Here is a 26,380-nt window from a genome sequence, read left to right as displayed (position 1 = left end):
GTTACGCCAGCTGATGGGAAAGTGCATAGTTCTTTTTTGTAAACACGTTGCCTTCTAAAATCGTTCTTGCTGTGCGGACTACTTTGATCGCACTGATATGGCCCGCAACAAAATCTACTTTCGTTTCCATAATCCCAGCTGGATGAGCCAGCCGGAATACTTCCTGTTTAATATCTATCAAGTCTGACAGAATAGTGTCCTCAAGAAAGGCAGCGGCTGTTGTACAAATCGCACCCGTAATGGCGAGCGCCTGATGCGGCTTTTGCATGGACATCATCCGGATTACAATATCCATGTCCGCTGACTGTCTTTGCATCCCTGTACGGTCTGTATAATCCGCAGGTGAAGCCACGATCGTCATTTTCGGGACAGCTGGAGACTTCAAAGTCGCTTCTTTTCGATCTGCAAACCCGCACATCTCAGCTGCGATGGAACGGATCTCTTCCAGCTCTTTTAGCTTTTCAGGGGTGTACTCCGCAGGCAGCTCTGTTCCGTTTAGTCCAACGTCTTTCGCTCTAACAAAAACAAGCGGATTGGCCACATCAACAATGGAAACTGGAATCAGGCGGTCCGCTGTCCGGATCATATCCACCCGCTTCCCTGTTGGAAACAGCTTTCCTGTTACGGCGCCTTCTGCCTGCGTAAACGATAAGTAAATCGGAGACCCTGTACCAGGCACACCAGGAATGAAACAATTTCCTTCTGCTTTTACCTGTCCGTTTTCTACTTCTACTTCAGCAATGATTAATTTTTTCGTGTTTGTATTATAAATCCGAACCTTTGTAACCGGCTCTTTTATTGGAACCATGCCCTGCTCGATCGCATACGGTCCAACAGCCGATGAAATGTTTCCACAGTTGCCTTTGAAATCCACCATTTGATGATCAATACTGACCTGTGCAAATGTATACTCCACATCAAACGCTGGAGAATCTGATTTTTTAATAATAGCTGCTTTGCTTGTTAAAGAGTTAGCGCCGCCTAATCCATCAATCTGGCGCTGGTCCGGGCTTCCCATCACATCAAGCAGGAATTCTTCCCAAAGCGCCGGGTTTGTCGGCATGTGCTGATGATTCAGAAAAACACCCTTGCTTGTACCGCCTCTCATGATCACTACAGGCACTTTCATCGTCATTACCACCTTTTCACATTCGATAAGTGTATAGTATGATAAAGATACTGATAAATGAAATACATATTTTTTTCGGTAAAAGCAAAAAAAAAATTATAACTAAAAATGGAGGCGGAAGGGAATGGATGAAAAAGACTGGGTGGCTCTTCGGGTATTATATGAAGAGAAAAATTTCAGCCGGGCTGCTGAACGTTTATATATCTCACAGCCCGCTCTCACTTATCGTTTAAAAAATCTAGAAAAAGAATTTGGCACAAGCTTGTTTTTTAAAATTAAAAGCGGCATTGAATTTACATCCGAAGGTATTTATTTAGCCGATTACGCAGAAGAAATGATCAAAAAACTGCAAAAAACAAAAGATTACATGCTGAATATGCAAAATGAAGTAAGAGGCACCCTTCGCCTTGGCGTTTCCAGCAATTTTGCCCAGTATAAGCTGCCGAAGATTTTAAAAAAGTTCTCCGCCCAGTATCCAAATGTTCAGTTCAGTGTAAACACGGGATGGAGCACGGACATTATGCACCTTTTAAATTCCTCCAGTGTACAGCTTGGCATTTTACGCGGAAACTATGAGTGGTACGGCATCAAAACACTGCTGCATAAAGAGAGGCTTTGTTTGATTTCAAAAGAAGAGGTTGATTTGGAAGACCTGCCTGAACTTCCTTTTATCAATTATAAAACGGACAGTTCCCTGAAAAACTTAATGAATGGCTGGTGGCATGACCGCTTTCCGGATCCGCCTAGAGTAACGATGGAAAACGATCGGCAGGAAACCTGTAAAGAAATGGTCAAGCAGGGGCTTGGGGTTTCGATCCTGCCGGAAATCTGCCTTCAGCCTTCAGACAACCTCCACACGTATGGATTGTCTTTTAAAAACGGAGAGCCTGTTTTAAGAAATACCTGGCTTATGTACAGCCAGGATGCGTTGAGGCTTTCTACCGTCAAAGCCTTTATCGACTTTCTAAACAAAAAAGAAAATATATAATCGTATTCGAAACGCAGGAACACTTCCTGCGTTTTAGATTATAAATAATTTTTATCAAAAAACAAAAAAATAATGTATTTCCTTTATCTATTTCCTTGTATTACGCTGAATACAGAGCATATCTTACACGGCCTTTTAACACTTGTAAGCGATTACTTTACGAGGAGGGATTTTTATTCTTACACTACTTGGTATATCCATGGTGGTTGTGTTTACGTATTTGATTATGGCTAAACGTTTAACTCCGGTTGCGGCTCTTACCATTGTGCCTATCCTCTTTGCCGTGATCGGCGGGTTCGGTTCCAAACTTGGGGATATGATGATGGAGGGATTGAAAACGGTTGCGCCTTCAGCCGCCCTGCTCCTGTTCGCTATCCTGTTTTTCGGTGTTTTAATTGATGCGGGTTTGTTTGATCCTCTTATTCAGAAAATGCTAAAGATCGTAAAAGGGGATCCGGTTAAAATCGCAATTGGAACCGCAGTATTAGCACTAACGGTTGCACTCGATGGTGATGGGACAACGACTCATATGATTACCATCTCCGCTATGTTTCCGCTTTATAAACGTTTAGGGATGAAGCCGTTTGTTCTGGCGACGATTTCCCTGCTTTCTTTAAGCATTATGAGCGGCATGACACCATGGGGCGGTCCTGCCACAAGAGCCATTACATCGTTAGGCCTTGATGCAGGAGACTTTTTCATTCCACTTCTTCCAACGATGTTTGGCGGCATGGTTTGTGTGATCGGCATTGCTTTTCTTCTAGGCAAAAAGGAGCGTGAACGTATTGGAGTCATTGAAATTGATCTTGCTGCACAGAATCAGGCTTCTCTTTCAGAAGCAGCAGCAGCCTATGCGCTGCAGGAAGATATTAAGCGCCCGAAATTAGTGTGGGTAAACCTGCTGTTGGTTCTTTCGGTTATGGTGATCTTAGTGATGGGGCTTCTTCCGGTACCCGTATTGTTTTTAATTGGTTTTGTGCTTGCTTCTATGATCAATTATCCAAATTTAGAGCAGCAGAAAGAACGGATGCTGTCACATGCCGGAAATGCTTTAACAGTAGTAACGCTCGTGTTTGCTGCAGGCATCTTCACTGGTATTTTTGAAGGAACCAAAATGGTCGATGCCATTGCCAATTCACTTGTAGCTATCATTCCTGAATCGTTAGGATCTTTCTTCCCGCTTGTTGTGGCATTAACCAGCATGCCATTTACATTTGTCCTGTCAAATGACGCTTACTATTTCGGTGTGCTGCCTATTTTAGCAGAAGCCGCATCCGCTTATGGAATCGATCCTGTTGAAGTAGCACGGGCTTCCGTTCTCGGCCAGCCGGTTCATTTTTTAAGCCCGCTTGTGGCTTCTACCCTTCTGCTAGTTGGCATGGTGAAAACCGACCTTGGAGAATTTCAGCGGTATGCGATTAAATGGTCCATTCTTTGTTCTCTTTTTGTCATTGTTGTTGCAGTGTTGACCGGAGCTATATCCATTTTTTAACATAAAATAAGAGCCGCTCATCCAGAGCGGCTCTTATTTTATGTAATGACACGTACAATTGTTTTAGCGAGCTTCATCACCGTATGCAGGCGGGTATCATTTAAAAACTGCGCGGCTGGCAGCGGATCGAGGTAATTGACAACTCCGGTCAGATGATAATCTCCTACCGCCGGGAGTACTTTTTTTAGCGCCTGACCCGGCAGAAGAGGCCCTTCTTTCAATAAAACGGCCCCTACCTGTTCTTTTTCTCCGAGTCCCGCATCTATACTAATGATCAACGGCTGTCGAAACCGCCTTTTTACGGCTTTTAATGTACTTTCTAAATTAAACGCATGAACGGGGTCTTCAAGTGTACCGTATATAACGTGAGAAACACCTTCTTCTTTTAACATCGTTCCTACTAAGGGGCCCAGCGCATCGCCAATCGACCGATCTGAACCAACACACAAGAAAATGATCTCTCTGCCTTCGTTCAATGACTGCATAAGAAGATTGTTTAGGATATGAGACATTGCTTCAATCTCCTGGTCCATCGTTCGTGTATTATCGTAAACAGTGCATAGCACTTTCTGCTTTACTTCTTTGTTCTTTTGGCCTCCGAAAAATCCCATCGTCTTCCCCCTTTGTTTCCATTATAAAACGCTTCGAGTCTGAAGGCACCTTCAAACCAGGCACTAAATGCATTTAAAAACAGAAAAGAACTATGTTTTTTCATATACTCATATACAAGTCTACATATATTTTCGTATACAAGTATATATATATATCAGAGATGATGAACACAAACATTAATAGATATATTTGATACTCTTTAGAATTCGCTAAAAGTTAAAAAAGGAACAAAAAAAGAGCTTTTATAAAAGCTCTTTTCTTGCTTAGACAAGATTCACGCCTTCCACTAATGTCTTAAATTCTTTTTGTCTGTCCTTATTTTCAAAAGCTCGTTTTGGAACAATGTAAGCCTCCATTATGATGGTAAAAAGAAAAAAATACGCTTCATCTTCGTCTACTCGTTCGATACCAGCCCAGTTCGTTTTTTTCTCGCCTGCACGGTTTTTCTCAGTAAAACCTTCTCTATCTATTACAAGCGTATGCAGTCCGAACATGTTATCATTTCTGCTCTCATCCAACATTTTGTTTACGTTTCTCTTTATATGCCCGTAAAAGTACTTAGGATACAAAATGACCCATAAGACCGAAGCAACCGCAAACGTAATAAAAAGCCCTAGCAGCCACTCTTCTGTCACCCAGGAAACAACCAGAGTAAACAGTAAAAAAAGAACAGTTCCCATCAGACGCTGCATTATTAAAGCACGTTTTACCGTTTCCGATTGCTTGGCAACATGTATCTGGAAGCCCAGGTAATCCTCTTTTGTCAGATCGTATTTCAGTTCCATCCTTCTCTCCTTTTAATCCTTTTAAACTATTTATTAGAAAGCTATATTTAATGTTTTTAAATAAAATGCTAGTTAGCTCATTTCCCTCTCCCAGTATGATAAAAACAATGACCGATTTATATTAACACGGTGAAGCCAACTTTCCTAAAATCTTTTAAGCAGACTGTGATAAACCTATTCCTAACCGCTTTGTATATTTAATGGCTAGTTAATATATTACTTGTTTAACGCAATAAAGCTTGAAAGGATCAAAACAGCAAAGCGGTTATGCAGTTCATTGCATGAAAATGAATTTGTCTCTATAATGACCGAAGTGAAAGGAGACGAATTACGTTGTATCAAGTTAAGCAATATTCATTTTTAGTATTAGGTACCTTTATCATTGCAGTATGTTTTAACTTGCTGCAAAGTCCGAACCAGATTGCTTCTGGCGGCTTAACCGGTGCATCTCTTGTTTTAGGTGATGTATTTCATATTTCTTCAGCTATCATTCTATGGGCAGCCACACTGGTACTGCTGGTTGGCGGCAGCTGTTTTCTAGGCCTCCATACCATTTTTAAAAATATTATTGGTTCCCTTTTAATTCCTTTTTTTGTTTATGTCACAAAAGAAGTCCCTCCGCTTACACATGATCCGCTGCTTGCCGCTATCTATGGCGGTTTAGGGGTAGGGCTTGGCTTGGCCGTTGTGTTCCGGGCCGAAGGAAACACGGGCGGGTTCACCCTGATTGCGCAAATTCTGCATAAGAAAAAAGCAATCAAACACAGCACATCCATTATGGTGATGGATGCAGCGGTTATGATTGCAGGAGGCCTCGTTTTTTCTCCGGAAAAAGCATTGTACGCATTAGTCGGCGCATTTGTCACCCGATTAACGATGGATTATGCAGTGCGGGTTCACCAGAAAAACTCTAAAGTGGCGTACATTATTTCTTCACTGGAATTTGAAAAGCAGATCAGCGAATCTATTTTAACGGAACTGGATCGAGGATTAACCAAACTCTCCGGATCAGGAGGATACACCAACAACGAAAGAATCGTGATGGTGACTGTGCTGGCTCCATCAAAGATTGCGACATTAAGAGCTTTGGTTCAAGATATTGATCCGCATGCCTTTATTATTTTATGCGAGGCGACGGAAGTATTCGGTGAAGGATTCACCCAGCCGGTTTCTCCTCCAAAGAAGCTTGTTTCTTCCAATGCCATCTAACTTACCTGCCATGCTTCCTTCCCTCCTCTTTCCTGCTTGAATAAAGCAGGATACGGCAAAAACGTGGTTGATCGTTAAGTTAGTTTGAATACTAAACGGGTAACGAAAACTATTGATGTCTGAACACATAGGGAGGAATGGAATATGGCAGATAATAAATCTCGCGATGGGTTAACGGTTGTCATAGCCGGCGCTTCGAGCGGACTTGGAAAAGGCACCGCACGCCGGCTTGCTTCTGAAGGAGCAAATCTTGTACTAGGTGCCCGCCGTGCGCAGCTGCTTGAAGAACTTGTGGAAGAATGCGGTCCAAACACAGCCGCTGTTCAGATGGATATTGGAAAAGAAGAAGATGTGAAGAATCTGTTCGATACGGCTATGGAGAAATTTGGCCGTATTGATGTGTGGATTAACATGGCCGGTGTCGGATTAATTGGCCCTTATACGGAACTTCCAACCAGGGATCTGCAGCAGATTGTCCAAACAAATATACTCGGCACCATGTATGGCAGCCACTATGCGCTGCGCCAATTTAAAAGGCAAAAGTCCGGTACGCTTATTAACCTTGGCTCCGTCGCCAGCAAAATCGCTTTTCCATACTATACTGCCTACACGGCGACGAAATACGCCGTAGCCGGGCTGAGCGCGGGTCTGTATCAGGAAATGGAACTTGAAAACTTTAGAGACATTCATATATGCATGGTCCATCCATGGGCGACCGATACGCCTTGGTTTGACCATGCTGGAAATTACTCTGGCCATGAGGCGCAAATGAAGCCGATGGATGATGCTGAAAATGTAGTAGATGCCATCGTCGATTTGCTTGATAACCCGCAGGAAAGCGTCGAAGTGGGCGTGAAAACAAAAGGATCTTCGATTTCGAGCAACTTAATGCCGGGATTGACTGAAACCCTGAATGCCAAGTATTTAAATAAGGTAATTCAAGATGCTCCTCCTTCCCCTCCAAGCTCAGGCTCTCTGCATGAGCCGATGGAAAGCGGTACGGGTGTTTCAGCCGGCCTCCGAGAGCGGATGAAAAAAGAATAATAAAAGATTTGTTTATGCGTGAACATACATGTATCATCTTAGGCTCTTGTGAATGAGAAAAGAGAACGTCTTCTTCCTTTTTTAAACATAAAGACGAAACCCCGCCTGCTTTATGCCGTCGGGGGCTTTCGTCTTCCATCTATTTGTTAACCATTTTTGGCACGATCGATAATTTCCTGCAATTCCGGTGTAAAGCCTTTGATGGCGCGGTTCTCCCATACGGTCACCGGCACGCCTAAAAAGCCGAATTCCTCCACTTCCTGCTGGTACTTCTCACTTGCCCGAATGTCTCTTACTTCAAACGGCACTTTTTCTTCAGTCAGCACACGTTTTACAAATTCGCACTCTACACAGTCATCCATTGAATAGACGATTACTTGTTTCATCATAGCCCGGCTGCTTCCTTTAGCACATTTATGCTTGCTCGTTTTTTCATTTTCTCTCTATCCCTCTATCTTTACTGATTTTTTCTTGTTGCTCTTATTTTATCATATATTGATCTATGCAGTTTTGACTGGGTTCCTTTAATGTTAAAAACGCTTCATCATTTTGCCCGGTCCTTTTCATAATTGTTCACATTCTGCTGAATTACTTCCGTAGCTGCTTTTGCCTTTACATATTTTTTTAACTGCCTCATCAATGTCTATAAAAATCAGGGAATTTTTAATACTTTTACTTACTCACTTTCCCCTATGGTAAAATTTAGAGGTGCTCTTCACAGTTTGCCAGGAGAGCCTTCATTCTGCTAAAGGCCAGCCAATATTCAATCATGGCTTACTCCCAGAGCCATTTTTGTATGAAAGGAAGGAATACATATGCACACAGCGGCGAAACCACAGCAAGTACAGTCCGTCACCATGTACCGTATCTTGTTTGCCATTAGTTTAGGGCATTTTTTAAATGATTGTATGCAGTCAGTTGTACCGGCACTGTTCCCGATTCTTGAAAAGTCGATGAATCTAAACTATACACAGATCGGCTGGATCGCTTTTGCACTGAATATGACTTCATCCCTTATGCAGCCAGTATTTGGCGTCTTGGCAGATAAACGGCCGTCTCCCTTTCTGCTGCCCATCTCGATGTGTCTAAGTATGATCGGCATGGTCGGTTTGGCCGTGGCACCAAACTTTTATTTTGTGCTGGCTTCGGTGCTGTTTATTGGATTTGGATCGGCTATTTTTCACCCGGAAGGCTCCCGTGTAGCGTACATGGCTGCAGGAGCAAAAAGAGGTCTGGCCCAATCCATTTACCAAGTAGGCGGCAATACCGGCCAGTCTATGGCACCGCTGTTTACCGCCTTTATCTTTATCGGGCTTGGCCAGTTCGGAACAATTTGGTTCGTTCTGTTGGCGGGTCTTGGTGTTTTGATTTTATATGGCGTGTCCAAGTGGTACAAAGGGGAAGTGGCTGTCCGAAAGCATGTTAACAAAAAGCAAGCGTCTGATCCTCTTACCATAAACAAAGAAATTGTGTTTGCGATAAGCCTTCTGATCTTTCTAGTATTCGCCCGCTCGTGGTATAGTGCCGGCATTTTAAACTACTTTCAGTTTTACGCCATTGAAAAATTTGATTTATCAATCAAAAGTGCGCAGTTGTATGTATTTTTATTTATGGTAATGGGCGTGTTTGGCACATTTTTTGGAGGTCCGTTAGCCGATCGTTTCGGAAAACGAAATATTTTGCTTTTTTCTATGCTCGGCGCCGTGCCATTCACTCTATTATTGCCTCATGCTTCCATCGTATTTACTGCGCCGCTGCTTATTTTGGCCGGCTTTATCATTCAATCGAGCTTTAGTGTGACCGTTGTGTATGCGCAGGAACTGCTTCCGGGTAAGATTGGCCTTGTTTCAGGGTTAATTGTGGGGCTCGCTTTTGGCATGGGAGCCATCGGCGCAGTGGTTTTTGGCAAGTTAGCTGATGTCTACAGTCTTCAGCTTGTGATGCTGTTTTGCAGTTGTTTACCGCTGCTCGGCCTGTTAACGTGGCTGCTTCCGAGCGATAAGCGCGTAAAAGAAATTCATGAGATGTCTTAAAACGCCGCCACTCAGCAGGCCGGAATTAAGGAATGAATGAGCCGTAGAACATAATAAAAAAGCTGGACAAAAGTCCAGCTTTTTTTAATTATACTTCACTTTCAGCCCCAGAATAATTAAGGCAAAAAATAAGGTAATGGAGTTGGCCAGTATAACCGGCAAGTCATTCGTGAAAACCCCGTACACGACCCAAAGAGCCAGTCCTGCTGCAAACATGCTGTACATCAGCAGGGAAATGCCTTCTGTATTTTTTTCTTTGAGCGTTTTAATCGTTTGAGGCAAAAAGGATAAAGTGGTCAGGCTGGCGCCTAAAATACCAATGATTGTGAAAAGACTCATCGTTCATCTCTTTTCCTGGCGATTATTTTTTCACCTGGCTTACAGGCTCTAACTGTTGGCCGTTTGTCGCAATGACATTTTTGTACCATTCAAATGAATCTTTCTTGAAACGCTTCATTGAACCGTTTCCTTCATTGTCACGATCCACATAAATCATGCCGTAGCGCTTCTTCATTTCACCTGTTGTGAAAGATACGATATCGATAATTCCCCATGGTGTGTAGCCCATCAAGTCAACGCCATCGTATGTTACGGCTTTTTCTAATGCTTCGATATGTGATTTCAAGTAATCGATTCTTTGTGTGTCATGGATAGATCCATCTTCTTCTACTGTATCAATCGCACCAAATCCATTTTCAACGATAAAGAGCGGAACTTGATAACGGTCATAGAAACGGTTCAATGTGTAGCGCAGTCCCGTTGGATCAATGGCCCAGCCCCAGTCGCTTGATTTGATGTAAGGATTTTCTACGCCATTCGGCAGTCCGCCATTTACGATATCTCCTGCATTATCCTGTTTTACATCGCTTCTAACCGTTGTCGACATATAATAGCTGAAGCCTAAGTAATCGACTTTACCATTGCGCAGGATTTCTTCATCTCCGTCTTCAAACGGAATGCTGTAGCCTTCTCTTTCAAATTCTTTGAGCGCATAGCTTGGGTAATAGCCGCGCACTTGTACATCCGCGAAGAAATAACGCTGTCTCATTTCTTCTTCCGCCAGCATCACATCTTCCGGATTAGAGGAGTAGGGATAAATCGGTACGTGAGACACCATCGCGCCAATTTGGAACTCTGGGTTAATTTCTTTCCCTTTTGCGACCGCTAATGCACTGGCAACCAGCTCATGATGCCCAGCCTGATACATGACTTCTTTTGCATTTTCGCCTTCTTTAACCATCACGCCGGAGTTTGTCCACAAAAACAGCGGGTTGCGGACATCCATTTTATTGTTGATTTCGTTGAATGTCATCCAGTATTTCACTTTGTTTTTATAACGCTTAAAGCATACTTCAGCAAACTTGGCAAAGAACTCAACGACTTTTCGGCTTCTGAATCCGCCGTATTCCCGTGCCAGATGAAGCGGCATTTCAAAGTGAGACAGGGTAATCACCGGTTCAATGCCATGCTTTAGCAGTTCATCAAATAGATCATCATAAAATTGCAGCCCTTCTTCGTTTGGCTCCGCTTCATCGCCTTTTGGGAAAATGCGGCTCCAGCCGATTGATGTGCGCAGGCATTTCAATCCCATCTCCGCAAACAGAGCAACATCTTCTTTGTAGCGATTGTAGAAATCAATCGCTTCATGATTTGGGTAAAACTCGCTTTCTTCAACCGTGTCGGTAATTTTTCTTGGCACTCCATGCGCGCCCGCTGTCATTACGTCTACGACACTTGGCCCTTTACCGCCTTGATTCCATCCACCTTCGAATTGGTGGGCGGCTAGTGCGCCGCCCCATAAAAAGTCTTTTGGCATGTTTGTCATTGTTTTTCCTCCTTATTTTACGACCGTAAACAGTCTGTCACTTAATGTACTTGTTTGGACATTTTCAACGATTACTTCTTGATAAGCACTTGAATTTGTAATGATAATTGGTGTGATCGTTGTCAGCCCTTTGCTGTGAACGAAGTCTTTATCAAATTGGATCAGGATATCACCTTTTTTGAATTTATCGCCATCGGCTACTTTCAATTCAAACGGCTCTCCATTTAAGTTAACCGTATCAAGGCCAATGTGGACAAGCAATTCAACTCCTGATTCTGAACGAAGACCGATTGCATGCTTGGTTGGTGCCACCATCACAACCGTTCCGTCAAATGGAGCATGCAGCTTGTTGTCTGTCGGCTCAATCGCCAGCCCCTGCCCCATAGCACCTGAGCTGAATACTTCATCCGGTACTTCGGAAAGCGGGATCACTTTGCCGTTAAATGGAGCGTATATTGCTTCTTCATTGTTATCAAGGTCAGTTGATTGTGCCGAAACCTCTTTTTGTCCCTCTTCTGCGGCAAGTTTATTGTCTGCTTTTTTGGCTGTGTCTTCACCGTATCCAAAGATTTGAATCAATACGATAGGAAGTATGATCGCAATCGCAGCACCGAGTAAAATCCCCCAGATAGACATTGGGTACTCTGGATTGATTCCGTTTACAATGGTAAGCGGTCCTGGAAGTCCTGCGTAAGCAAAGTAATATGGATTAAAGAAACTTGCCGCAACCGCGCCAATTGCACCAGAAACGCATCCGAAAATAAATGGCTTTTTAAATCGTAATGTGACCCCGTAAATGGCTGGCTCTGTAATACCAAACAGTCCGGTTACACCAGCCGACACACTGACTTTGCGTGTTTCCTGGCTTTTTGCTTTTAAGATCACACCGAGTACTGCACCGACTTGTGCAATAACGGCGATCGTTTGATACGCCTGGAACGAATCGCGGCCGTATAAATCATAGTTTGCCAGTACCATTGGCGTAATGCCCCAGTGAACGCCGAAGATTACGATCACTTGCCAGAATCCGCCGATGATGGCTCCCGCTACAGCCGGTGCATTTTCAGCTAAGAAGTTGTATCCGTTTGCAATTCCAGTCGCACCCGCTGTTGTAACAGGGCCGATCAATAGAATTGTGAGCGGAACCATAATGACCAAGGATAATAATGGAACAAGCAATGGTCTAACAACTTCGTTCATGTTCTTGTTTAAAAATCTTTCAAGGTAAGACAAAATCCATACTAAAAAGAGCGGCGGCAATACAGACGATGTATACGTCGTTGGAGACAGCGCAAGCCCTAAGAAATTCATGCTGTTTCCTTCTGTAATTTGAGCTGCGATTTCTGCCCAGGTTGGACTGACTAGTGCCGCACAGCAGGCAACTGCGATATACAAATTGGTTTTAAAATGATTCGCTGCTGTAATCGCGATAAAAATCGGCAGGAACGTAAACGGTGCCCACGAAATAAAACTAAATACTTGATAAGTCCCTGTTTCAGCAAAGCCGGGAAACAATAAATTAATAATGATAAGCGCACCCTGCAAAATACCCGCTGCAGCCAAAATATAGATAAATGGCGCAAATACCGCAGACATTGTTGCAATAATACGGTTTACAACCGTTCCTTTGTTTTCATTTTGTACATCCGTTGCTTGCAGGTTTACTAATCCAGCAAACTTCTCGTACACTTCCCCTACATGCTGGCCAATCACGACCTGAAACTGGCCGCCGTTTTCTACTACGGTGATCACGCCTGGCATGGATGCTACTTTATCTTTTGCTTTTGGATTGGACCGCTTCAGCACTAGTCTTAGCCGTGTCGCACAGCGTGTCGCTCCAATGACATTTTCTTCTCCGCCAACTGCTTCTAAAATATCTTTTGCAAGCTGAGAATAATCTCTCACTTTCCCGGACATTTGAAACCCTCCTTTAATTACGTTTTGTTTTTTTATACGCTTTCATTATAATTGTACCGGTATAATTTATCAATACTCAAATAAAAGTTTTATTTGTAAATAATTTAAAAGAAGGGTCGTTCATCAGTTTATGCTATAATGCTGTTATAAATAAAGTGAATAACACCAATAAATAAATGAGGACGGATTATGTTAAAATACCAGCAAATCGCAGCAGAAATTGAAAAATACATCGAAGACCATGCGCTTCAACAGGGAGATAAACTGCCTGTATTAGAAACATTAATGGCACAGTTTGAAGTGAGCAAAAGCACGATTACGAAATCATTAGATCTGTTAGAAAGAAAAGGCGTTGTCTTTCAAGTTCGGGGCAGCGGCATTTTTGTCAGAAGGCATAAAAGAAAAGGCTATATTAGCCTGCTTTCTAACCAGGGATTTAAAAAGGATTTAGAGGATTACAAAATTACATCTAAAGTGGTTGAACTAGAAGTTAGAACACCTACCCAGGAAGCAGCCCATAATTTAAATATTGGACTCGATGAGGAAGTGTATTACGTTAAACGGGTTCGCTATATTCAGGAGCAGACGCTATGTTTAGAAGAATCCTACTATAATAAATCCATCATTACTTATTTAAATAATGAAATTGTGACCGAATCAATCTTTAACTACATTAAAGAAGGATTGGGATTAAAGGTCGGCTTTTCAGATGTGTACTTGCATGTAGATAAGCTAAACGAGGAAGAAGCGGAGTATTTGGGCTTAAAAAATGGAGACCCTAAGCTTTTAGTGGAAAGTGTTTTTCATTTAACAAACGGACAGCCCTTTAACTTCTCAAAAGTGACCTATAACTACCAGCAGTCACAGTTCTTTATCCAGGCAAACAGTCATTTTTCTTAAAATGGCTGTTCGCTTTTTTTAATCTGCTGGGTTACATTGCGATAGGGTAAGCTATCTCGACCAAGCATTCTTTCTCTGTCTGGTATGACTATTGTATATTTAGAGTTTCCGAAAAAAATTGAAACTCCTATTGGTTGAAGCAGCTTGCTTAAAGACAGAAGTCACCCAGACCATTTTTTAAAATCACATTGGTGGATGAAGTTGCTGCCCATCTAATCAAGTGCAAATTAATGGATGCTTCATCTTACATGAAGTCAAGCCAGTATGATAATTCTTGATACGGCTTGTTGGGAACTTTTTTTGAATTTTGCACAATTTGAAACATGTTTAATATACTACTGACAGCAGGTCATTTATATAGATTGATCACTCATGGATAAAATCAATATTTGTAAATACAGCTTGTTTCAACAATTGGCCACTAGAATTTATAAATTCTTATGGTCAAAACCGAATGAACCCAATCATAAATATAAGGTGTACGTATTTAAACAAACGGATGCACTCGAAAGAGATTTAGCCGCAATTACCGGTCACGACTATGAGAAGGATCGGAGTGAAGCGAATGAAGAAATGGAAGAAAATCAAAGCTATGCTTGCTTCTGAAACCGTACATGTGATTTATATGGCCACTGTTTCAGTCATTATGGTTATAATAATCGTTTATCAACTTAAAATTGGAGCATACCCGGTGAATACGGAATAAACGTAACAAGGATTTAAAACAAACGTCCTTCGTGGGGTTTTTATGTTGTGCTAGTGCTTAGTTCATGTTTATACAGAAAGCGTAATTGTAAAGTGGGGCTGTCTTTTATTTCAACCTTTTCAGCCTCTTCCCTTTCGTTTAACAAAGTTACATTCGCCCTGTTAAAGCATCTAGCGTCCTTCGTTTTCTCATTAAAACCGTTCTTTATTTCTAACAGGTGGCATAACAGCGCTTCAAACCATAGTTCATGTTTAATTGCCTCCAATTAAATATAAAAGAGACAGTCGAATAAACGGCTGTCTCAGTGTGTTGACGTAGTCTTTTGCTTTTAAAAAAGAGCCGATAAGGGAATCCTGCCGGCCTTCGCGCATCCTAAGGCAGTGGGAGAGCCTCCCCGGCTGTGCCTGCGGGGTCTCCCGACTCCCTGTACTTCCCGCAGGAGTCTTCGTCCGGCAGGCTTCACAAAACTGAATTTATATTTAAAATGATTTTCAGTTCGAAGACATGTTTTTCGTCTCCATATGCTTCTTTAACGCCGCTAAATTCCTCTTGATAAAGGCTTTTATTGCATTCATCAAGGTCACTCCAAAATGTAAAACGATCAAACTTTGTTTCGAAATTGATTTCCCTGCTTAGATACTTCATAACTTCTTTAAACAATTTGGATAAGTTGTAGAAATGCCCATTCCTCCACTGATGTATGTTCTGCATAAATGAAGTTATTAGAATGTAAATAGCCAGTCGCCGATCACACACCGGCAACTGGCTGTTTAAAAACGAAAGTAAATATTTTGTAATATCTCCTGTATATACCTTTTAATTCTCACTTATATAATTTTTTAATCATCATTAGCTGTCAATTATTCATTCGGATTTTCGTAAAGAGACTGTACTTCTTCTGCCGGAAGAGCTACTCCATCATAAACACGCACCTCGTCCATTAACCCTTTGAAAGGAGTATCCCAGTAGTTTACGCCTAAGCCAAACACGGCATCAAGGGAGGTAAATACATGTGGAAAGCCTCCTCCTGTATATTTTGCTTCACCATTGATATAAAGAACAGCGTTTCTTTCATTGACCGTGAAAGCCAAATGTGTCCACTCACCTGCCGGGATGGTCTTATCTGTAACGGCATCATACCAGGTGTCGCCATTATGTGACCAAACCATTGTATTTCCCCAAGAGGTTTTTGGTACAATACTGATCCAATTATTAGGGGTTTCTGCGCCAAAGAACGCCGTTGTAAATTCAGTGATTTGATCTGGTTTCACCCATAATGATACAGTGTACGTGTCGCCCGTAATTAAGCCTTCAGCTAAACGCAGTCCAGAGCTTCCATTAAACTTAGCGGCTTGTCCCACCCTACCTTCGGCAAATGTAATTTGTCCTCCTGTATTATTGAGACGATCCCCTGTCACGGCTGCTTCTCCTTTATTTCCGGAACGATCTTTAAGCCCATCATTAAAGTCGTAGAAAGCCGATAAACTACCTTCTGCTTTTGCGATTACTGTAACACTTATTGTGAAGGTTTCTATTGCATCCCCCATTTTAATCGTAGCGGTTAAGTCTACCACCGCATCTTCAGAACCGAAACCTGGCCGTGTGACCACTCCTTCAGTAGAAATGATTTCTGGACTAGAAGATTCCCATATAATTTCGGCTCCTCTGGCTGCCACTTTTGGAAGTGTAAAGCTGCTAATTACCGTTGATGGCAAACTAGTACTTAACTCTTGTTTAACAGCCTTTACTAATTCTTGATCAGAGGAAGCTTCTACATGACTTCCCCAAACGACAATTCCTTCATCTGACATGGCACTAAACGTCATGACCCAGCTTTGAGAAACAGAGTCATATTGGCGAATAAATACACCATCATACGTACCTTCGTTATCAATCGTTACTTTTGCCCGGTAGTTCCCATAAAGTTCCCATGTACCTGTTATAGCACCTGAAATGGTGTGATCCTTGTTGAATGTTATCCACGTTGACTCTGTCAGTTCGCCTGTAATTTCTTTTCCGTGATTAATGTACTTATAGTCACCTATTACATCTGCTTCTGAAACTTTTTTAATCGTTTCACCAGCATAACGATATGGTGTCGGCACCGGCCACTCATCTTTATTTTTAAACGTTTGGTGTACACGTACCTCGTGCATCTCCCCTTGCTCCGGGAAACGAGCATGGGTTACGATAAATTCCTTGCCCAGCTCTTGGTCAATTAAATAAGAGTTATGACCCGGAGAAAGATATCCGATACCGTTTCCTGTTCCCGGCTCACCAAGATCTCTTTTAAACAAGAAGTTACCCATCATTTTGTTACCGATATCTTTATGGTCGTCATTGCCCGGGAAGTTTCCAACTCCAATATCAAATGATTCTGGAAAAACGGCAGGATTTCCTTTTGCATCGACATATGGGCCGGCAGGATTCTTTGATCTAAACTGCCTCATTTGATAGCCGCCATCGGACGCTAAACCACCATACGTGATATAGAGATAATAATAGTCTGTTTGTTTGTCATAAACGCCATATGTTCCCTCTGCAGATCTTCCATAGCCAGAAGCAATTTTTGTGCCGAAATATCTGTCAACCATTCTCCCGTCTTTTGTTTTTCCATCTTTTCCTGGATACTTCGGCAGCCCTGTTTTCTTATCTAATTCTAAAATAAAGGTCCCGCCAGACCAGGAGCCGTACGTCATATATAACTTATTGTTTTCAGACTGGAGGATATTAGCATCAATGGCATTGGTGTAAAGTTTATTATTGTACTCCCCACTTTCAGTAAACCAATTTGGATTTACTCCATCGATACTGCCATCTTCAACAAGATCTTCGATATTTGTATTCTCCCAGTGCTTATTTACCTCACTATTTCGGTCATAAGCTTCCTTATCGGTAAATCCTGAGTACATAATCGTATCTATATATTTAAACGGGCCTTCAATATTCTTTGACACTGCTATACCGATTGCGGAGCGGATATAAGTGGAAGACACACTGTAGTAGATCATATAAGCACCCTTTGTACCATCTTCATTTACATAGTGTTTATTCCAAAAAATATCTGGAGCCCATACTGCATAGCCGCCTTTGCTGTCTGCATCATTTTCTCCAGCCCATTCAAACGACTCGGCAAGATTTGCTGACAAATCGCCATATATTTTATTATTTGGTGTCGTATATCCATTCGTAAATTTATCCCAATTTACTAAATCCGTTGATTTAGCCCCGTCAATGTGTGAACCAAATACATAATAAGTTCCCGTTTTAGGGTCCTTAATGATAGATGGATCATGGACAGAAGCATTTCTGAACTCAATCGGTTCAGCATTACTTGTCTGTTCACTGCCAAGAGCGCTGCCTGGTATTAACAATGGCATTACAAGAAAAGCAGATAGGAACCTTTTAACATACCCTTTCGTCTTCAATCTTTCTCCTCCTTCGTTAACGTACACGAAAATGAATCCACTTCTTCCACTCCCGTTCCACCAAACATATTGACGATGCGAATAAGCCTGACCTATCAGGTTTTAGTAGTGAATCGTACATAATTTTCCGAACGAACAGAATATTCCTCTGTATCGAAACCAGAGCAGAAAAGGATATTTTCAGATATGCTTATAAAAAATTAAGCGGTTACATAAATGTACGTACCAATTTAACCACTTACTTAAGGTTATCTTTATAGATCACTCCAATCCTTAAAAGTTATACTTACGATAATAAACCGCTTATAATGAGATTTTATCAGGTTTTCCGTCATTAAACAATAGCGAAAAGTCGGAAAATTCCCAAAATAAACTTCATAACTTGATCGCACAAGTTTACCTTCTTAAGAAAAATAAACATACCATTTTTAACAACTTGTCTTATTATAGATGGTTTTAAATATACCCGTTATGCAAAAGTTTTCATTCTTTAAATACAGTTTGATCGTCATTCCCAAAATAAATGTATATCTAATTCGCTCTTCTAAACTGTTTTAATTGTAAAACCCCCTTTTCTATAGGGGGTTATGATAGATAATGACTTTGAACTAATAACCGCTGATCTGTCAAAGGCTCTGGCATCCTTTATTTTTCTTATTGAATCCGATCGTAATTTCAAACAGTTGATACAAAACAGTTTGAACTAGGATTCATGTTTAATTGTCTATAATGAAACACAAAAGAGACAGCCAAATGAACGGCTGTCTTATTTAAAAAATGCTATTAACAAGGATATGTTATTGTATCCTTTCACTCAAGCTATCATTGAAAAATAAAACATATTCTGGTTATTTAACTTCTATCAGGTAAAGAGCCTCCCTGCAATCCGGTCCATTCACTGTTTTTTTAAGGTTTCGCATGTCTCCATAATAAGTAAGCGGCGGTTTGTCATTGGCATTGTCGGTAAATGCGTATTTCTTTTTCTTTTTTTTAATTTCCGAATAGCCATCCTTTTTCTCATATCGAACAATGGCTCCCTCATTTACCGCTTTAATGGCTTCTGTCGGGGTGATAAACTTTTTCTTCTTATTCTCCATAGCATCCTCCTGTTGTGCAAAATAGGTACCAGCTGCCTCTGTCACAACACACGTCACGCTACTAAGCTACTAAACTTCTCTTTAACCTATTCTTTACCCATCCGCAGACTATATAAACAAAAATATTTTAAATTAGGTACAAATCGAAATTAATTTTAAGGGTCCAATTGGACTTCCACCCACTTATTTAACGGTTGAAGCGGGGATACTCTCTCCAGAAATGATAAAAAACCGGTTAAGAACATAAGTCTTAACCGTTTTAATTGTATTTCATTTAAAGTTAATTCGATTTAAAATTTTTGCTTTTTGATAATGAAAAATGGATTGGGACCATTCAAAAATGGTGCCGTTCGTTAAGCATACTGTATTTTCAACAATCAGGGCTGGATCTTGTGGATTCACCTGAAGTAATTCTGCACTTACTTCATCATTTTTTTCACAGTTGATGACTTTGTCCGCAAAGCCGATGTTTAATTTTAAGTCGTCTATCAAGTAACTATAAATAGACCTTGCAGCGATCTCTTCATTTAAGTATGGCACAATATCTTTTTTAAAGTAACTGATTTCAATGGAGAAGGGTTCATCATCGACCACGCGCAGCCGTTTAATATAGTAAAGTTTCGTGCCTGCTTCGCAGCGAAGCTGCTGTGCTTTTGCTTCATCTGCTTCTATTACCTGTAAAGCTACAATTTTTGTTTCAATGGTTTTTGAAGCCAAATCTTTTGTTAACCCTCTAAGGCTCCCCAGATTAATATAATCTGTTCCGGATTCCTCTCTTAAAAACATCCCGCTGCCCTGCACCTGATAGATATAGCCGCGATTCACCAGCTGGAGAATGGCTTTTCGAATTGTATTTCGGCTCACTTCAAACTGTTTTATCAATTCATCTTCTGTAGGCAGTTTTTTCGTTTGACCAAACTTTCCTTCTCGAATGTCTGACTCTAAACGATCCGCTATTTCTTTATATTTTACAGCCATATAATCTCCCTATCATTCGTTCAATACATATTTGTCTTTATTATACACAAAACCTCTTGACTGAAATCAAGAGGTTTTGATTTTTCTTATAGCTCTTCTCCTCTCGTTTCAATGATTTGCTTGTACCAATGAAACGACAGTTTCTTCTTGCGGTTTAGACCATCATTATGATCAACGTAAATAAACCCGTATTGCTTTTTAAACCCGTTCAGCCAGCTCAGCAGGTCAATGACAGACCATGCGTAATACCCTTTTAAATGAATACCTTCTCCGATGGCACGCTTAATCACTTTTAAATGCTCCTCAATATATTTAATACGCGGAACATCTACGATTTCGCCCTCAATAATCGGATCTTCGTCTCCAAGTCCGTTTTCCGTTACGTACATTTTAATATCACCATAACGGTCTTTAAGCATATGAAGCCCATCTAAAAATCCTTGAGGCGAGATTTCCCAGCCCCATTTCGTATACGTTTTGTCTTCCATTTTCACCGTCCGGTAAAAGCCATCAAAAGATGGGTTGCCAGGAGCTAACGTGGAGGTTTCTCTTGAATGCTCCACAGACGAAACCGCTTCGTGATTTTTTTCTACACGAATCGGCTGGTAATAATTAAGACCGATAAAGTCATTTTTATCTGCATTTCTTCTTAATGTATCCAGCTCATCTTCTGTCCAGTTTGGCGTCCAGCCTTTTTCTTTTAATTGCTCTGTTACATAAGATGGATATCCGCCTTTTAAGATCGGATCATAGTACCAAAATGTTTCATATTCATTCGCATGACGGGCAGCGATGATATTTTCCTCCTGATCGTCTACGCTGTAAGCTGGCAGGAATACATGTGTAATCCCGATTTCACCGTATTGATTCAGCTGCTTATACACTTCTACCGCTTTTGCATGGGCATAGAACACATAGTGCGTTGCCTGAAAGTACTTTTTCTCGTCGTTCTGTATACCAGGCGGATGCGCGCCTTTTAGATAACCTAATCCACAAAACATTACCGTTTCATTAAACGTAATCCAATGTTTAACACGATCACCGAATGCCCGGAAACAAATGTCTGCGTATTTGACGAAAGCTTCTGCTGTCCGTTTATTTGTCCATCCCCCGTCTTCTTCAAGCGTCAGAGGCAAGTCCCAATGGTAGAGCGTTACAAACGGGACAATTCCATATTTTAAGCATTCATTGATGATATTGTTGTAAAACTCCAAGCCTTTTTCATTTACTTCTCCGTCTCCTGTTGGCAAAATACGTGCCCACGAAACAGAAAACCGGTACGATTCAAGCCCCATCTCGGCCATTAATTTAATATCTTCTTTATAACGGTGATAATGATCGATCGCTACATCCCCGTTTGTGCCTTCAAATGTTTTTCCTGGGATCTTTGAAAAGACATCCCAGTTAGTTACCCCTTTACCATCTTCGTTCCATGCTCCTTCTACTTGATAAGAAGCCGAAGCTGCTCCAAATAAAAAATCGTGTGAAAACTTCATCTTAAATCCTCCGTTTTTATGCCTATTTATTTAATTCATAATTATATATTATATTTATAGGTACAAATTTAATTTGATTATATCCTTTTTTTTGAGTACTTGACTACCCTAATTTCAGATGCTGTTACAACTTAAGCTTAGATTATATTGTTGACCTTAATGATGGAATTACATTCAATCACCTTCCTAATGGTATCAATACTGCTCAATCAACATATTCACCAGCCAACTATTCCTGAAAAATGGGCATCAACAAAATGAAAGAATGTTACGTTTTTTTAAGACGGTGGTATAAATATAAAAAGACCACTATATAAGTGGACTTTTTTTAAAATGTTTTGTTTATAAAAGGTGATAAATAGGCTTTGTGTTTCGTTCTTACTGGATTCGAAGACTAACCATTAGAACACTGAGAGGAGCCTGCCAATATGATGGATAAGAATTATGTAAAAAAATTTAAATCTATTGCTTCACACGAAGGCATGAATATAGGAGATCCTTATGCTTTTATTGACGATGTTGAAGTAGAACTAGCGGATCTCCTTGAAAACGCTTTAGATAATGAGGAACAGGCTATAAAAGTACTAGAAGATCAACAAGAAGGTTTCGAAATACCCTTCTCGATAAAAAGAACCTTTAATAGCTATGATTATCTGGTAATCCACGGCAGCATTATTAAAGACCAAAAAAAATGCGGCAATAAGGAATTTCCATATTTCTCAAACAGCTACAATAAAATAGATTTTATAAAAGGTGGAAACTATATAGAGCGCAAATTTATATACAAGGACTAATGCTGGCCATTTTCTTAAACAGCCAGTCACATAAGATGGCATTTTTGAGGACGAAGTTTTAACGGACAGCTTCCCGTTGGTCACTGAAGTCGAAAATCCCTGTTACTCTCTGCGTTTTTAAAAACGTTTATTTCACGAACAAATTTTAGCTTTGATACTTTGCGGAAACTTTGCGCTTCCCACATTCCTTAGTAAGGCCTTTACCTTCATATATCTCGTTTGCAATCATAATCATTTTTTCTTGGTGCTTATTCTGAAGAACATCAATATGTCTTGACACTCCCACGGCTAAAGCCGCAAGCCCTTCACCTTGCGGTGAGACGGGTGAGATTCTGAAGTGCGATCGCGTTCCCAGTTCATTTCTGCTTAAAACTCGCCTTCAGTTAGGGGCGGTGTCATCAGCCCATCCTGCTTCGTTGTCTATGCCTTCGGACATAGACGTACCTTACAGGCGGTCCTGCTGTTACCACAGAACTAGGTTAAGCTGCTTGCTTGTTTTTCTTTTTTGAAGAGCCGCTGATGGCTTTCGAAATATTAATGGCCGCATTCGCATCAGCATGAAGTTTATACTGACATTTGACACACGCAAACGTGTGTCTTTTTCGATTCTTTTTGTCTACATGGCCACATTTACATGTTTGAGAGGTATGATGTGGATTCACATATTCAACTTGAATCCCTGCCATTTTGGCTTTATATTCAATAAACTGCTGAAGCTGATAATGTGCCCAGGAGTGCAGATTTCTGCCTGCGTCTTTTTTTGATTTGGCTTTACGGCGAATGCCTGTCAAATCTTCCATTCGAATGCAGTGAACACCGTTCTCTGCAGCAAAATTCACGATTTGCCGGCTTATTTTATGGTTTAGATTTTTCATCCATTGGGATTCTTTATCTTTAGAGGCTTTAATAACAGAAAGAAGCTTATTTCTTCCTAAGGTTTTTCTCCTTGAAGAAAAAGTTCTTCGAATAAAAGCAGCCTCGTTTCCTTTAAAAAACAATGAATTTGTCCCTATTGAAGCAACAGCTAAATAATTCAGCCCCACGTCTACACCCATCACTTTAGAAGAAGAGGAAACAACCTTCGGTTCAAAGGAAACCGCTACAGACATATACCATTTCCCTTTTTTCTCATAAAGCTCGCCGGCACCTAATTTTGCTTCGCCGGACAGTATTTTATCAAGCCAATGCTGCTGGTAGAGCTCTGCCACAACTGGAACACCAACCCGTTTCTCTAATGTAGGAAAAGAGAGTTTGTATAAGCCTTTTTCTTTTTCAACTTTTAAATTTTGGTTGTTAAAGGTACACCAAAAGCGGCGAAAGGCTTTTGCTTTTTGATTTTTCTTTTGTGACTTCACTTCCCTGATGGTTTGGTTGACAATGGCCGAAGGTAATTTGTTCGCAGAAAAAAGTTTGTAGACCTTCGAAGTGGCTTTTGAAAGTTCATCATACTGAAGAAGCCAATTGGAAAATCCGGTGTTTAATTCGGTCATTTTGCAGTATATCTGTTCTTTTGCATGGGTTGGCTTCATTAGTTCCAGCTTTAAAGAAATAGTCTCCATGTTGTCCTCCTTTCCAAAAATAGGTTATATCCATAATAACAAACGTTCTAAGTACAAGAGAAATAAACTAAAAGAAAAAAATCGGACCTTTGACATGTCTGAAGACATGCCCGGTTCGACCTCGCTATCATCCCACACCTGAAGGAGTGGGCTTTCCCGCTCGTAAGGTCTGTAACTATCACCTCCTGACTTCTCACTGCGGCATAATCATCCCTTTTGCCGCTGAGCTCCGTGGCTTTTTTGTGTCATTAACATGAATGATGATCTCTTACAGCTGCTTTTCAAACTATAAATCATAAAAAAAGAACCTTTAATCCACAGCAGATTAAAGGTTTGATGTTCTATTTTCAATTATGCTTTATCTGACTTTACGGTTGTGCTGTGGAGCGAAGGGTCTCCATACCCGTACAGCTTTGTGTACGTGTGAACAACTTTGTTAAGCAAGCACCTGCTGCTTGGACGGACTAGCCGGTCTCTAATTGGTATAAGCAGCCAGGGTAGTCAAAGAACACCCTTAATGAAAAATCTAGCTTGTATTATCCCTTTAATGCCTTTGTTTCTATACCCGAAGAATCAGCTATGGACCGCTTCTTTTTCGCTTAGACCAAGCACCTGCGCTGTTGAAGTATGAATATCGTGCAGCAGCTCTGGATTCTCCATTAGTGACAAGCCATAAGAAGGAATCATTTCTTTAATTTTCGGCTCCCACTCTTTCATATGTTCTGGGAAGCATTTTGTCAGCACTTCAAGCATGACATGAACGGCGGTAGAAGCACCCGGAGAAGCGCCAAGCAATGCAGCGATCGAGCCATCAGCGGCACTTACGACTTCCGTACCAAATTGCAGTGTTCCTTTTCCACCGGCCTCTGTATCTTTGATCACCTGTACCCGCTGTCCCGCTACGACTAAATCCCAATCCTCGCTTTTAGCATTCGGGATAAACTCGCGCAGTTCTTCCATGCGTTTTTCTTTTGACAGCATAACCTGCTGGATCAAATATTTCGTTAATGCCATCTCTTTTACGCCTGCTGATAACATCGTTAAGAGATTATCCGGTTTTACGGAAGTGACCAAATCAAGCATTGAACCGGTTTTTAAAAACTTCGGTGAAAAGCCGGCAAACGGCCCGAACAACAGCGACTTTTGATTGTCGATAAATCGTGTGTCAAGATGCGGCACAGACATTGGAGGAGCCCCCACCTTCGCTTTGCCGTATACCTTTGCATGATGCTGTGCGACAACATCCGGATTTTTGCATACCATAAAGATTCCGCTTACCGGGAATCCGCCAATATGTTTCCCTTCCGGAATACCGGATTTCTGCAGTAAATGTATGCTTCCTCCCCCGCCTCCAATAAAGACGAATTTCGCCGTATGAGATTCCACCGTACCGCTGTCGAGATTCCGCACTTTCAATTCCCATGAGCCGTCGCTCGTACGTTTAAGATCATTTACACTATGATTGTAGTGTACATCGACGTTTTTACTTTTTAAGTGATCAAACAGCATGCGTGTTAAAGCGCCAAAGTTGACATCTGTTCCAGAGTCGATTTTGGTGGCCGCTACCGGTTCATCCGCTGCGCGGTTCTGCATAATAAGCGGAATCCATTCCATCAGCTTTTTTGGATCCTCGGAAAACTCCATCCCCTGGAACAGCGGGTTATTTGACAGCGCTTTAAAACGCTTCTTTAAAAACGTTACATTTTCTTCCCCCTGCACTAAGCTCATATGAGGCAATGGCATGATAAAGTCCTCTGGATTATGTAACAGCCTGCTCTTTACTAGGTAAGACCAAAACTGCATGGAAACTTGAAATTGTTCATTAATGTTAATGGCTTTGCTGATGTCTACAGAGCCGTCCGGTTTTTCGACCGTGTAGTTCAGCTCACACAGTGCCGCATGCCCCGTTCCCGCATTGTTCCATTCGTTAGAGCTTTCCTCTCCTGCTTTTGAAAGCTTCTCAAATACTTTGATATTCCAGTCAGGTACTAATTCTTTCAGAATTGTTCCCAAAGTTGCACTCATGACTCCAGCACCAATTAAGATAACGTCTGTTTTAGCTTCTCTGTTGCTCATGTTTACCTCTTCCTTATCCCCTGTATTTGTAAAACCCTAGATGTTACAAAAAGCAAGGCGCCACTTAGAAACACACCTTTTCTATTTTAATTCTAACTATATCATTATCTATTATAATTATTTATAGAGGGAAATATCCACTGTTTTCTGATAATTATAAGCTATTTAATAAGTTTAAAGCTACTCTTTTAAATCATAAGCCAATTATTTTTTTCAAAAACCATAAATGAAGAGTTATGAAATGGTTTTCACTTCATTTGGAAGTTCAAAACATTTCATCCATTATATTTAAACTCCATGTAATAATTTTAT

General features: G+C 41.1%; 21 protein-coding genes. 8 read left to right on the top strand and 13 right to left on the bottom strand.

Translation table 11 applies throughout. From position 1 onward, the window contains the following. Window position 1 precedes the first annotated feature (1 nt). Window positions 2-1,129, bottom strand: a complete 1,128-nt coding sequence (locus RRU94_RS05820; protein WP_410492926.1) for a 2-methylaconitate cis-trans isomerase PrpF family protein — start codon at window positions 1,127-1,129, stop codon at window positions 2-4. Window positions 1,130-1,253: 124 nt separating this feature from the next. Between RRU94_RS05820 and RRU94_RS05815 the strand changes: the two genes are divergently transcribed. Together RRU94_RS05815 and RRU94_RS05810 are read left to right on the top strand one after the other, a co-directional pair. Beyond that, on the top strand, window positions 1,254-2,117 hold the full coding sequence (locus RRU94_RS05815; protein ID WP_315690857.1) for a LysR family transcriptional regulator: 864 nt from the start codon (window positions 1,254-1,256) through the stop codon (window positions 2,115-2,117). Window positions 2,118-2,292: 175 nt separating this feature from the next. Further along, window positions 2,293-3,609, top strand: a complete 1,317-nt coding sequence (locus tag RRU94_RS05810; RefSeq protein ID WP_315691951.1) for a CitMHS family transporter — start codon at window positions 2,293-2,295, stop codon at window positions 3,607-3,609. Window positions 3,610-3,647: 38 nt separating this feature from the next. Here the strand turns inward: RRU94_RS05810 and yyaC are convergent, their stop codons facing one another. After that, window positions 3,648-4,220, bottom strand: coding sequence for a spore protease YyaC (gene yyaC / locus RRU94_RS05805; protein WP_315690856.1), 573 nt, complete (start codon window positions 4,218-4,220; stop codon window positions 3,648-3,650). Between the two features lie 264 nt (window positions 4,221-4,484). Further along, a complete protein-coding gene (locus RRU94_RS05800) occupies window positions 4,485-5,006 on the bottom strand; it encodes a YcxB family protein (RefSeq protein ID WP_315690855.1) in 522 nt (173 codons plus the stop codon). A 333-nt stretch (window positions 5,007-5,339) separates the two neighbouring features. Between RRU94_RS05800 and RRU94_RS05795 the strand changes: the two genes are divergently transcribed. Both RRU94_RS05795 and RRU94_RS05790 read left to right on the top strand, forming a co-directional pair. Further along, a complete protein-coding gene (locus RRU94_RS05795) occupies window positions 5,340-6,215 on the top strand; it encodes a YitT family protein (protein ID WP_315690854.1) in 876 nt (291 codons plus the stop codon). Window positions 6,216-6,359: 144 nt separating this feature from the next. Further along, complete coding sequence (locus RRU94_RS05790) at window positions 6,360-7,259, top strand: SDR family NAD(P)-dependent oxidoreductase (RefSeq protein ID WP_315690853.1); 900 nt, start codon at window positions 6,360-6,362, stop codon at window positions 7,257-7,259. 146 nt (window positions 7,260-7,405) lie between these two features. Here RRU94_RS05790 and RRU94_RS05785 read toward each other — a convergent pair whose 3' ends face one another. Further along, window positions 7,406-7,648, bottom strand: a complete 243-nt coding sequence (locus RRU94_RS05785; protein ID WP_315690852.1) for a glutaredoxin family protein — start codon at window positions 7,646-7,648, stop codon at window positions 7,406-7,408. Window positions 7,649-8,074: 426 nt separating this feature from the next. Between RRU94_RS05785 and RRU94_RS05780 the strand changes: the two genes are divergently transcribed. Further along, on the top strand, window positions 8,075-9,292 hold the full coding sequence (locus tag RRU94_RS05780) for an MFS transporter (protein ID WP_315690851.1): 1,218 nt from the start codon (window positions 8,075-8,077) through the stop codon (window positions 9,290-9,292). Window positions 9,293-9,376: 84 nt separating this feature from the next. On the opposite strand, the gene RRU94_RS05775 is transcribed toward RRU94_RS05780, so the two are convergent. From RRU94_RS05775 to RRU94_RS05765, 3 genes are read right to left on the bottom strand one after another with little or no spacing between them, the layout of a single operon-like run. After that, window positions 9,377-9,631: a SemiSWEET transporter gene (locus RRU94_RS05775; protein ID WP_251271812.1), complete on the bottom strand. Its 255-nt coding sequence runs from the start codon at window positions 9,629-9,631 to the stop codon at window positions 9,377-9,379. A 22-nt stretch (window positions 9,632-9,653) separates the two neighbouring features. After that, window positions 9,654-11,117, bottom strand: coding sequence for a 6-phospho-beta-glucosidase BglA (bglA, locus tag RRU94_RS05770; RefSeq protein ID WP_315690850.1), 1,464 nt, complete (start codon window positions 11,115-11,117; stop codon window positions 9,654-9,656). A gap of 12 nt (window positions 11,118-11,129) precedes the next feature. Beyond that, window positions 11,130-13,034, bottom strand: coding sequence for a beta-glucoside-specific PTS transporter subunit IIABC (locus RRU94_RS05765; RefSeq protein WP_315690849.1), 1,905 nt, complete (start codon window positions 13,032-13,034; stop codon window positions 11,130-11,132). 189 nt (window positions 13,035-13,223) lie between these two features. Between RRU94_RS05765 and RRU94_RS05760 the strand changes: the two genes are divergently transcribed. After that, on the top strand, window positions 13,224-13,934 hold the full coding sequence (locus RRU94_RS05760; protein WP_315690848.1) for a GntR family transcriptional regulator: 711 nt from the start codon (window positions 13,224-13,226) through the stop codon (window positions 13,932-13,934). Window positions 13,935-14,499: 565 nt separating this feature from the next. Beyond that, window positions 14,500-14,640: a hypothetical protein gene (locus RRU94_RS05755; protein ID WP_315690847.1), complete on the top strand. Its 141-nt coding sequence runs from the start codon at window positions 14,500-14,502 to the stop codon at window positions 14,638-14,640. Between the two features lie 860 nt (window positions 14,641-15,500). On the opposite strand, the gene RRU94_RS05750 is transcribed toward RRU94_RS05755, so the two are convergent. From RRU94_RS05750 to RRU94_RS05735, 4 genes are all read right to left on the bottom strand, one after another. Continuing rightward, a complete protein-coding gene (locus RRU94_RS05750; protein ID WP_410492972.1) occupies window positions 15,501-18,020 on the bottom strand; it encodes a lipocalin-like domain-containing protein in 2,520 nt (839 codons plus the stop codon). 896 nt (window positions 18,021-18,916) lie between these two features. Continuing rightward, the gene (locus tag RRU94_RS05745; protein WP_315690845.1) at window positions 18,917-19,165 is read right to left on the bottom strand and encodes a hypothetical protein; all 249 of its coding nucleotides are present in this window, start codon (window positions 19,163-19,165) and stop codon (window positions 18,917-18,919) included. Between the two features lie 270 nt (window positions 19,166-19,435). Further along, complete coding sequence (locus RRU94_RS05740; protein WP_315690844.1) at window positions 19,436-20,143, bottom strand: GntR family transcriptional regulator; 708 nt, start codon at window positions 20,141-20,143, stop codon at window positions 19,436-19,438. Between the two features lie 86 nt (window positions 20,144-20,229). After that, window positions 20,230-21,639 carry a glycoside hydrolase family 1 protein gene (locus RRU94_RS05735; RefSeq protein ID WP_315690843.1) on the bottom strand — a complete coding sequence of 470 codons (1,410 nt, stop codon included), beginning with the start codon at window positions 21,637-21,639 and terminating at the stop codon, window positions 20,230-20,232. 428 nt (window positions 21,640-22,067) lie between these two features. Between RRU94_RS05735 and RRU94_RS05730 the strand changes: the two genes are divergently transcribed. Continuing rightward, window positions 22,068-22,433, top strand: coding sequence for a hypothetical protein (locus tag RRU94_RS05730; RefSeq protein ID WP_315690842.1), 366 nt, complete (start codon window positions 22,068-22,070; stop codon window positions 22,431-22,433). A 479-nt stretch (window positions 22,434-22,912) separates the two neighbouring features. Here RRU94_RS05730 and RRU94_RS05725 read toward each other — a convergent pair whose 3' ends face one another. Both RRU94_RS05725 and RRU94_RS05720 read right to left on the bottom strand, forming a co-directional pair. Beyond that, window positions 22,913-23,992 (bottom strand): RNA-guided endonuclease InsQ/TnpB family protein, encoded by a 1,080-nt coding sequence (locus RRU94_RS05725; protein ID WP_315690841.1) that lies wholly within the window; start codon window positions 23,990-23,992, stop codon window positions 22,913-22,915. Window positions 23,993-24,565: 573 nt separating this feature from the next. Next, window positions 24,566-26,068 (bottom strand): malate:quinone oxidoreductase, encoded by a 1,503-nt coding sequence (locus RRU94_RS05720; RefSeq protein WP_315690840.1) that lies wholly within the window; start codon window positions 26,066-26,068, stop codon window positions 24,566-24,568. Between the last annotated feature and the right edge of the window lie 312 nt (window positions 26,069-26,380).

Origin of the sequence: Domibacillus sp. DTU_2020_1001157_1_SI_ALB_TIR_016, assembly GCF_032341995.1 — a bacterium.
Classification (GTDB): Bacteria; Bacillota; Bacilli; order Bacillales; family Domibacillaceae; genus Domibacillus; species Domibacillus indicus_A.
The sequence above is the reverse complement of the archived record's forward strand: the minus strand, read 5'-3'. Positions and strand labels throughout refer to the sequence as shown.

Excerpts from the sequence above, each read along its gene's own strand:
- RRU94_RS05820 (WP_410492926.1), bottom strand. The coding sequence starts at position 1,129 with ATGAAAGTGCCTGTAGTGATCATGAGAGGCGGTACAAGCAAGGGTGTT.
- RRU94_RS05815 (WP_315690857.1), top strand. The coding sequence starts at position 1,254 with ATGGATGAAAAAGACTGGGTGGCTCTTCGGGTATTATATGAAGAGAAA.
- yyaC (WP_315690856.1), bottom strand. The coding sequence starts at position 4,220 with ATGGGATTTTTCGGAGGCCAAAAGAACAAAGAAGTAAAGCAGAAAGTG.
- RRU94_RS05800 (WP_315690855.1), bottom strand. The coding sequence starts at position 5,006 with ATGGAACTGAAATACGATCTGACAAAAGAGGATTACCTGGGCTTCCAG.
- RRU94_RS05790 (WP_315690853.1), top strand. The coding sequence starts at position 6,360 with ATGGCAGATAATAAATCTCGCGATGGGTTAACGGTTGTCATAGCCGGC.
- RRU94_RS05785 (WP_315690852.1), bottom strand. The coding sequence starts at position 7,648 with ATGATGAAACAAGTAATCGTCTATTCAATGGATGACTGTGTAGAGTGC.
- RRU94_RS05780 (WP_315690851.1), top strand. The coding sequence starts at position 8,075 with ATGCACACAGCGGCGAAACCACAGCAAGTACAGTCCGTCACCATGTAC.
- RRU94_RS05775 (WP_251271812.1), bottom strand. The coding sequence starts at position 9,631 with ATGAGTCTTTTCACAATCATTGGTATTTTAGGCGCCAGCCTGACCACT.
- bglA (WP_315690850.1), bottom strand. The coding sequence starts at position 11,117 with ATGACAAACATGCCAAAAGACTTTTTATGGGGCGGCGCACTAGCCGCC.
- RRU94_RS05765 (WP_315690849.1), bottom strand. The coding sequence starts at position 13,034 with ATGTCCGGGAAAGTGAGAGATTATTCTCAGCTTGCAAAAGATATTTTA.
- RRU94_RS05760 (WP_315690848.1), top strand. The coding sequence starts at position 13,224 with ATGTTAAAATACCAGCAAATCGCAGCAGAAATTGAAAAATACATCGAA.
- RRU94_RS05755 (WP_315690847.1), top strand. The coding sequence starts at position 14,500 with ATGAAGAAATGGAAGAAAATCAAAGCTATGCTTGCTTCTGAAACCGTA.
- RRU94_RS05750 (WP_410492972.1), bottom strand. The coding sequence starts at position 18,020 with ATGCCATTGTTAATACCAGGCAGCGCTCTTGGCAGTGAACAGACAAGT.
- RRU94_RS05745 (WP_315690845.1), bottom strand. The coding sequence starts at position 19,165 with ATGGAGAATAAGAAGAAAAAGTTTATCACCCCGACAGAAGCCATTAAA.
- RRU94_RS05740 (WP_315690844.1), bottom strand. The coding sequence starts at position 20,143 with ATGGCTGTAAAATATAAAGAAATAGCGGATCGTTTAGAGTCAGACATT.
- RRU94_RS05735 (WP_315690843.1), bottom strand. The coding sequence starts at position 21,639 with ATGAAGTTTTCACACGATTTTTTATTTGGAGCAGCTTCGGCTTCTTAT.
- RRU94_RS05730 (WP_315690842.1), top strand. The coding sequence starts at position 22,068 with ATGATGGATAAGAATTATGTAAAAAAATTTAAATCTATTGCTTCACAC.
- RRU94_RS05725 (WP_315690841.1), bottom strand. The coding sequence starts at position 23,992 with ATGGAGACTATTTCTTTAAAGCTGGAACTAATGAAGCCAACCCATGCA.
- RRU94_RS05720 (WP_315690840.1), bottom strand. The coding sequence starts at position 26,068 with ATGAGCAACAGAGAAGCTAAAACAGACGTTATCTTAATTGGTGCTGGA.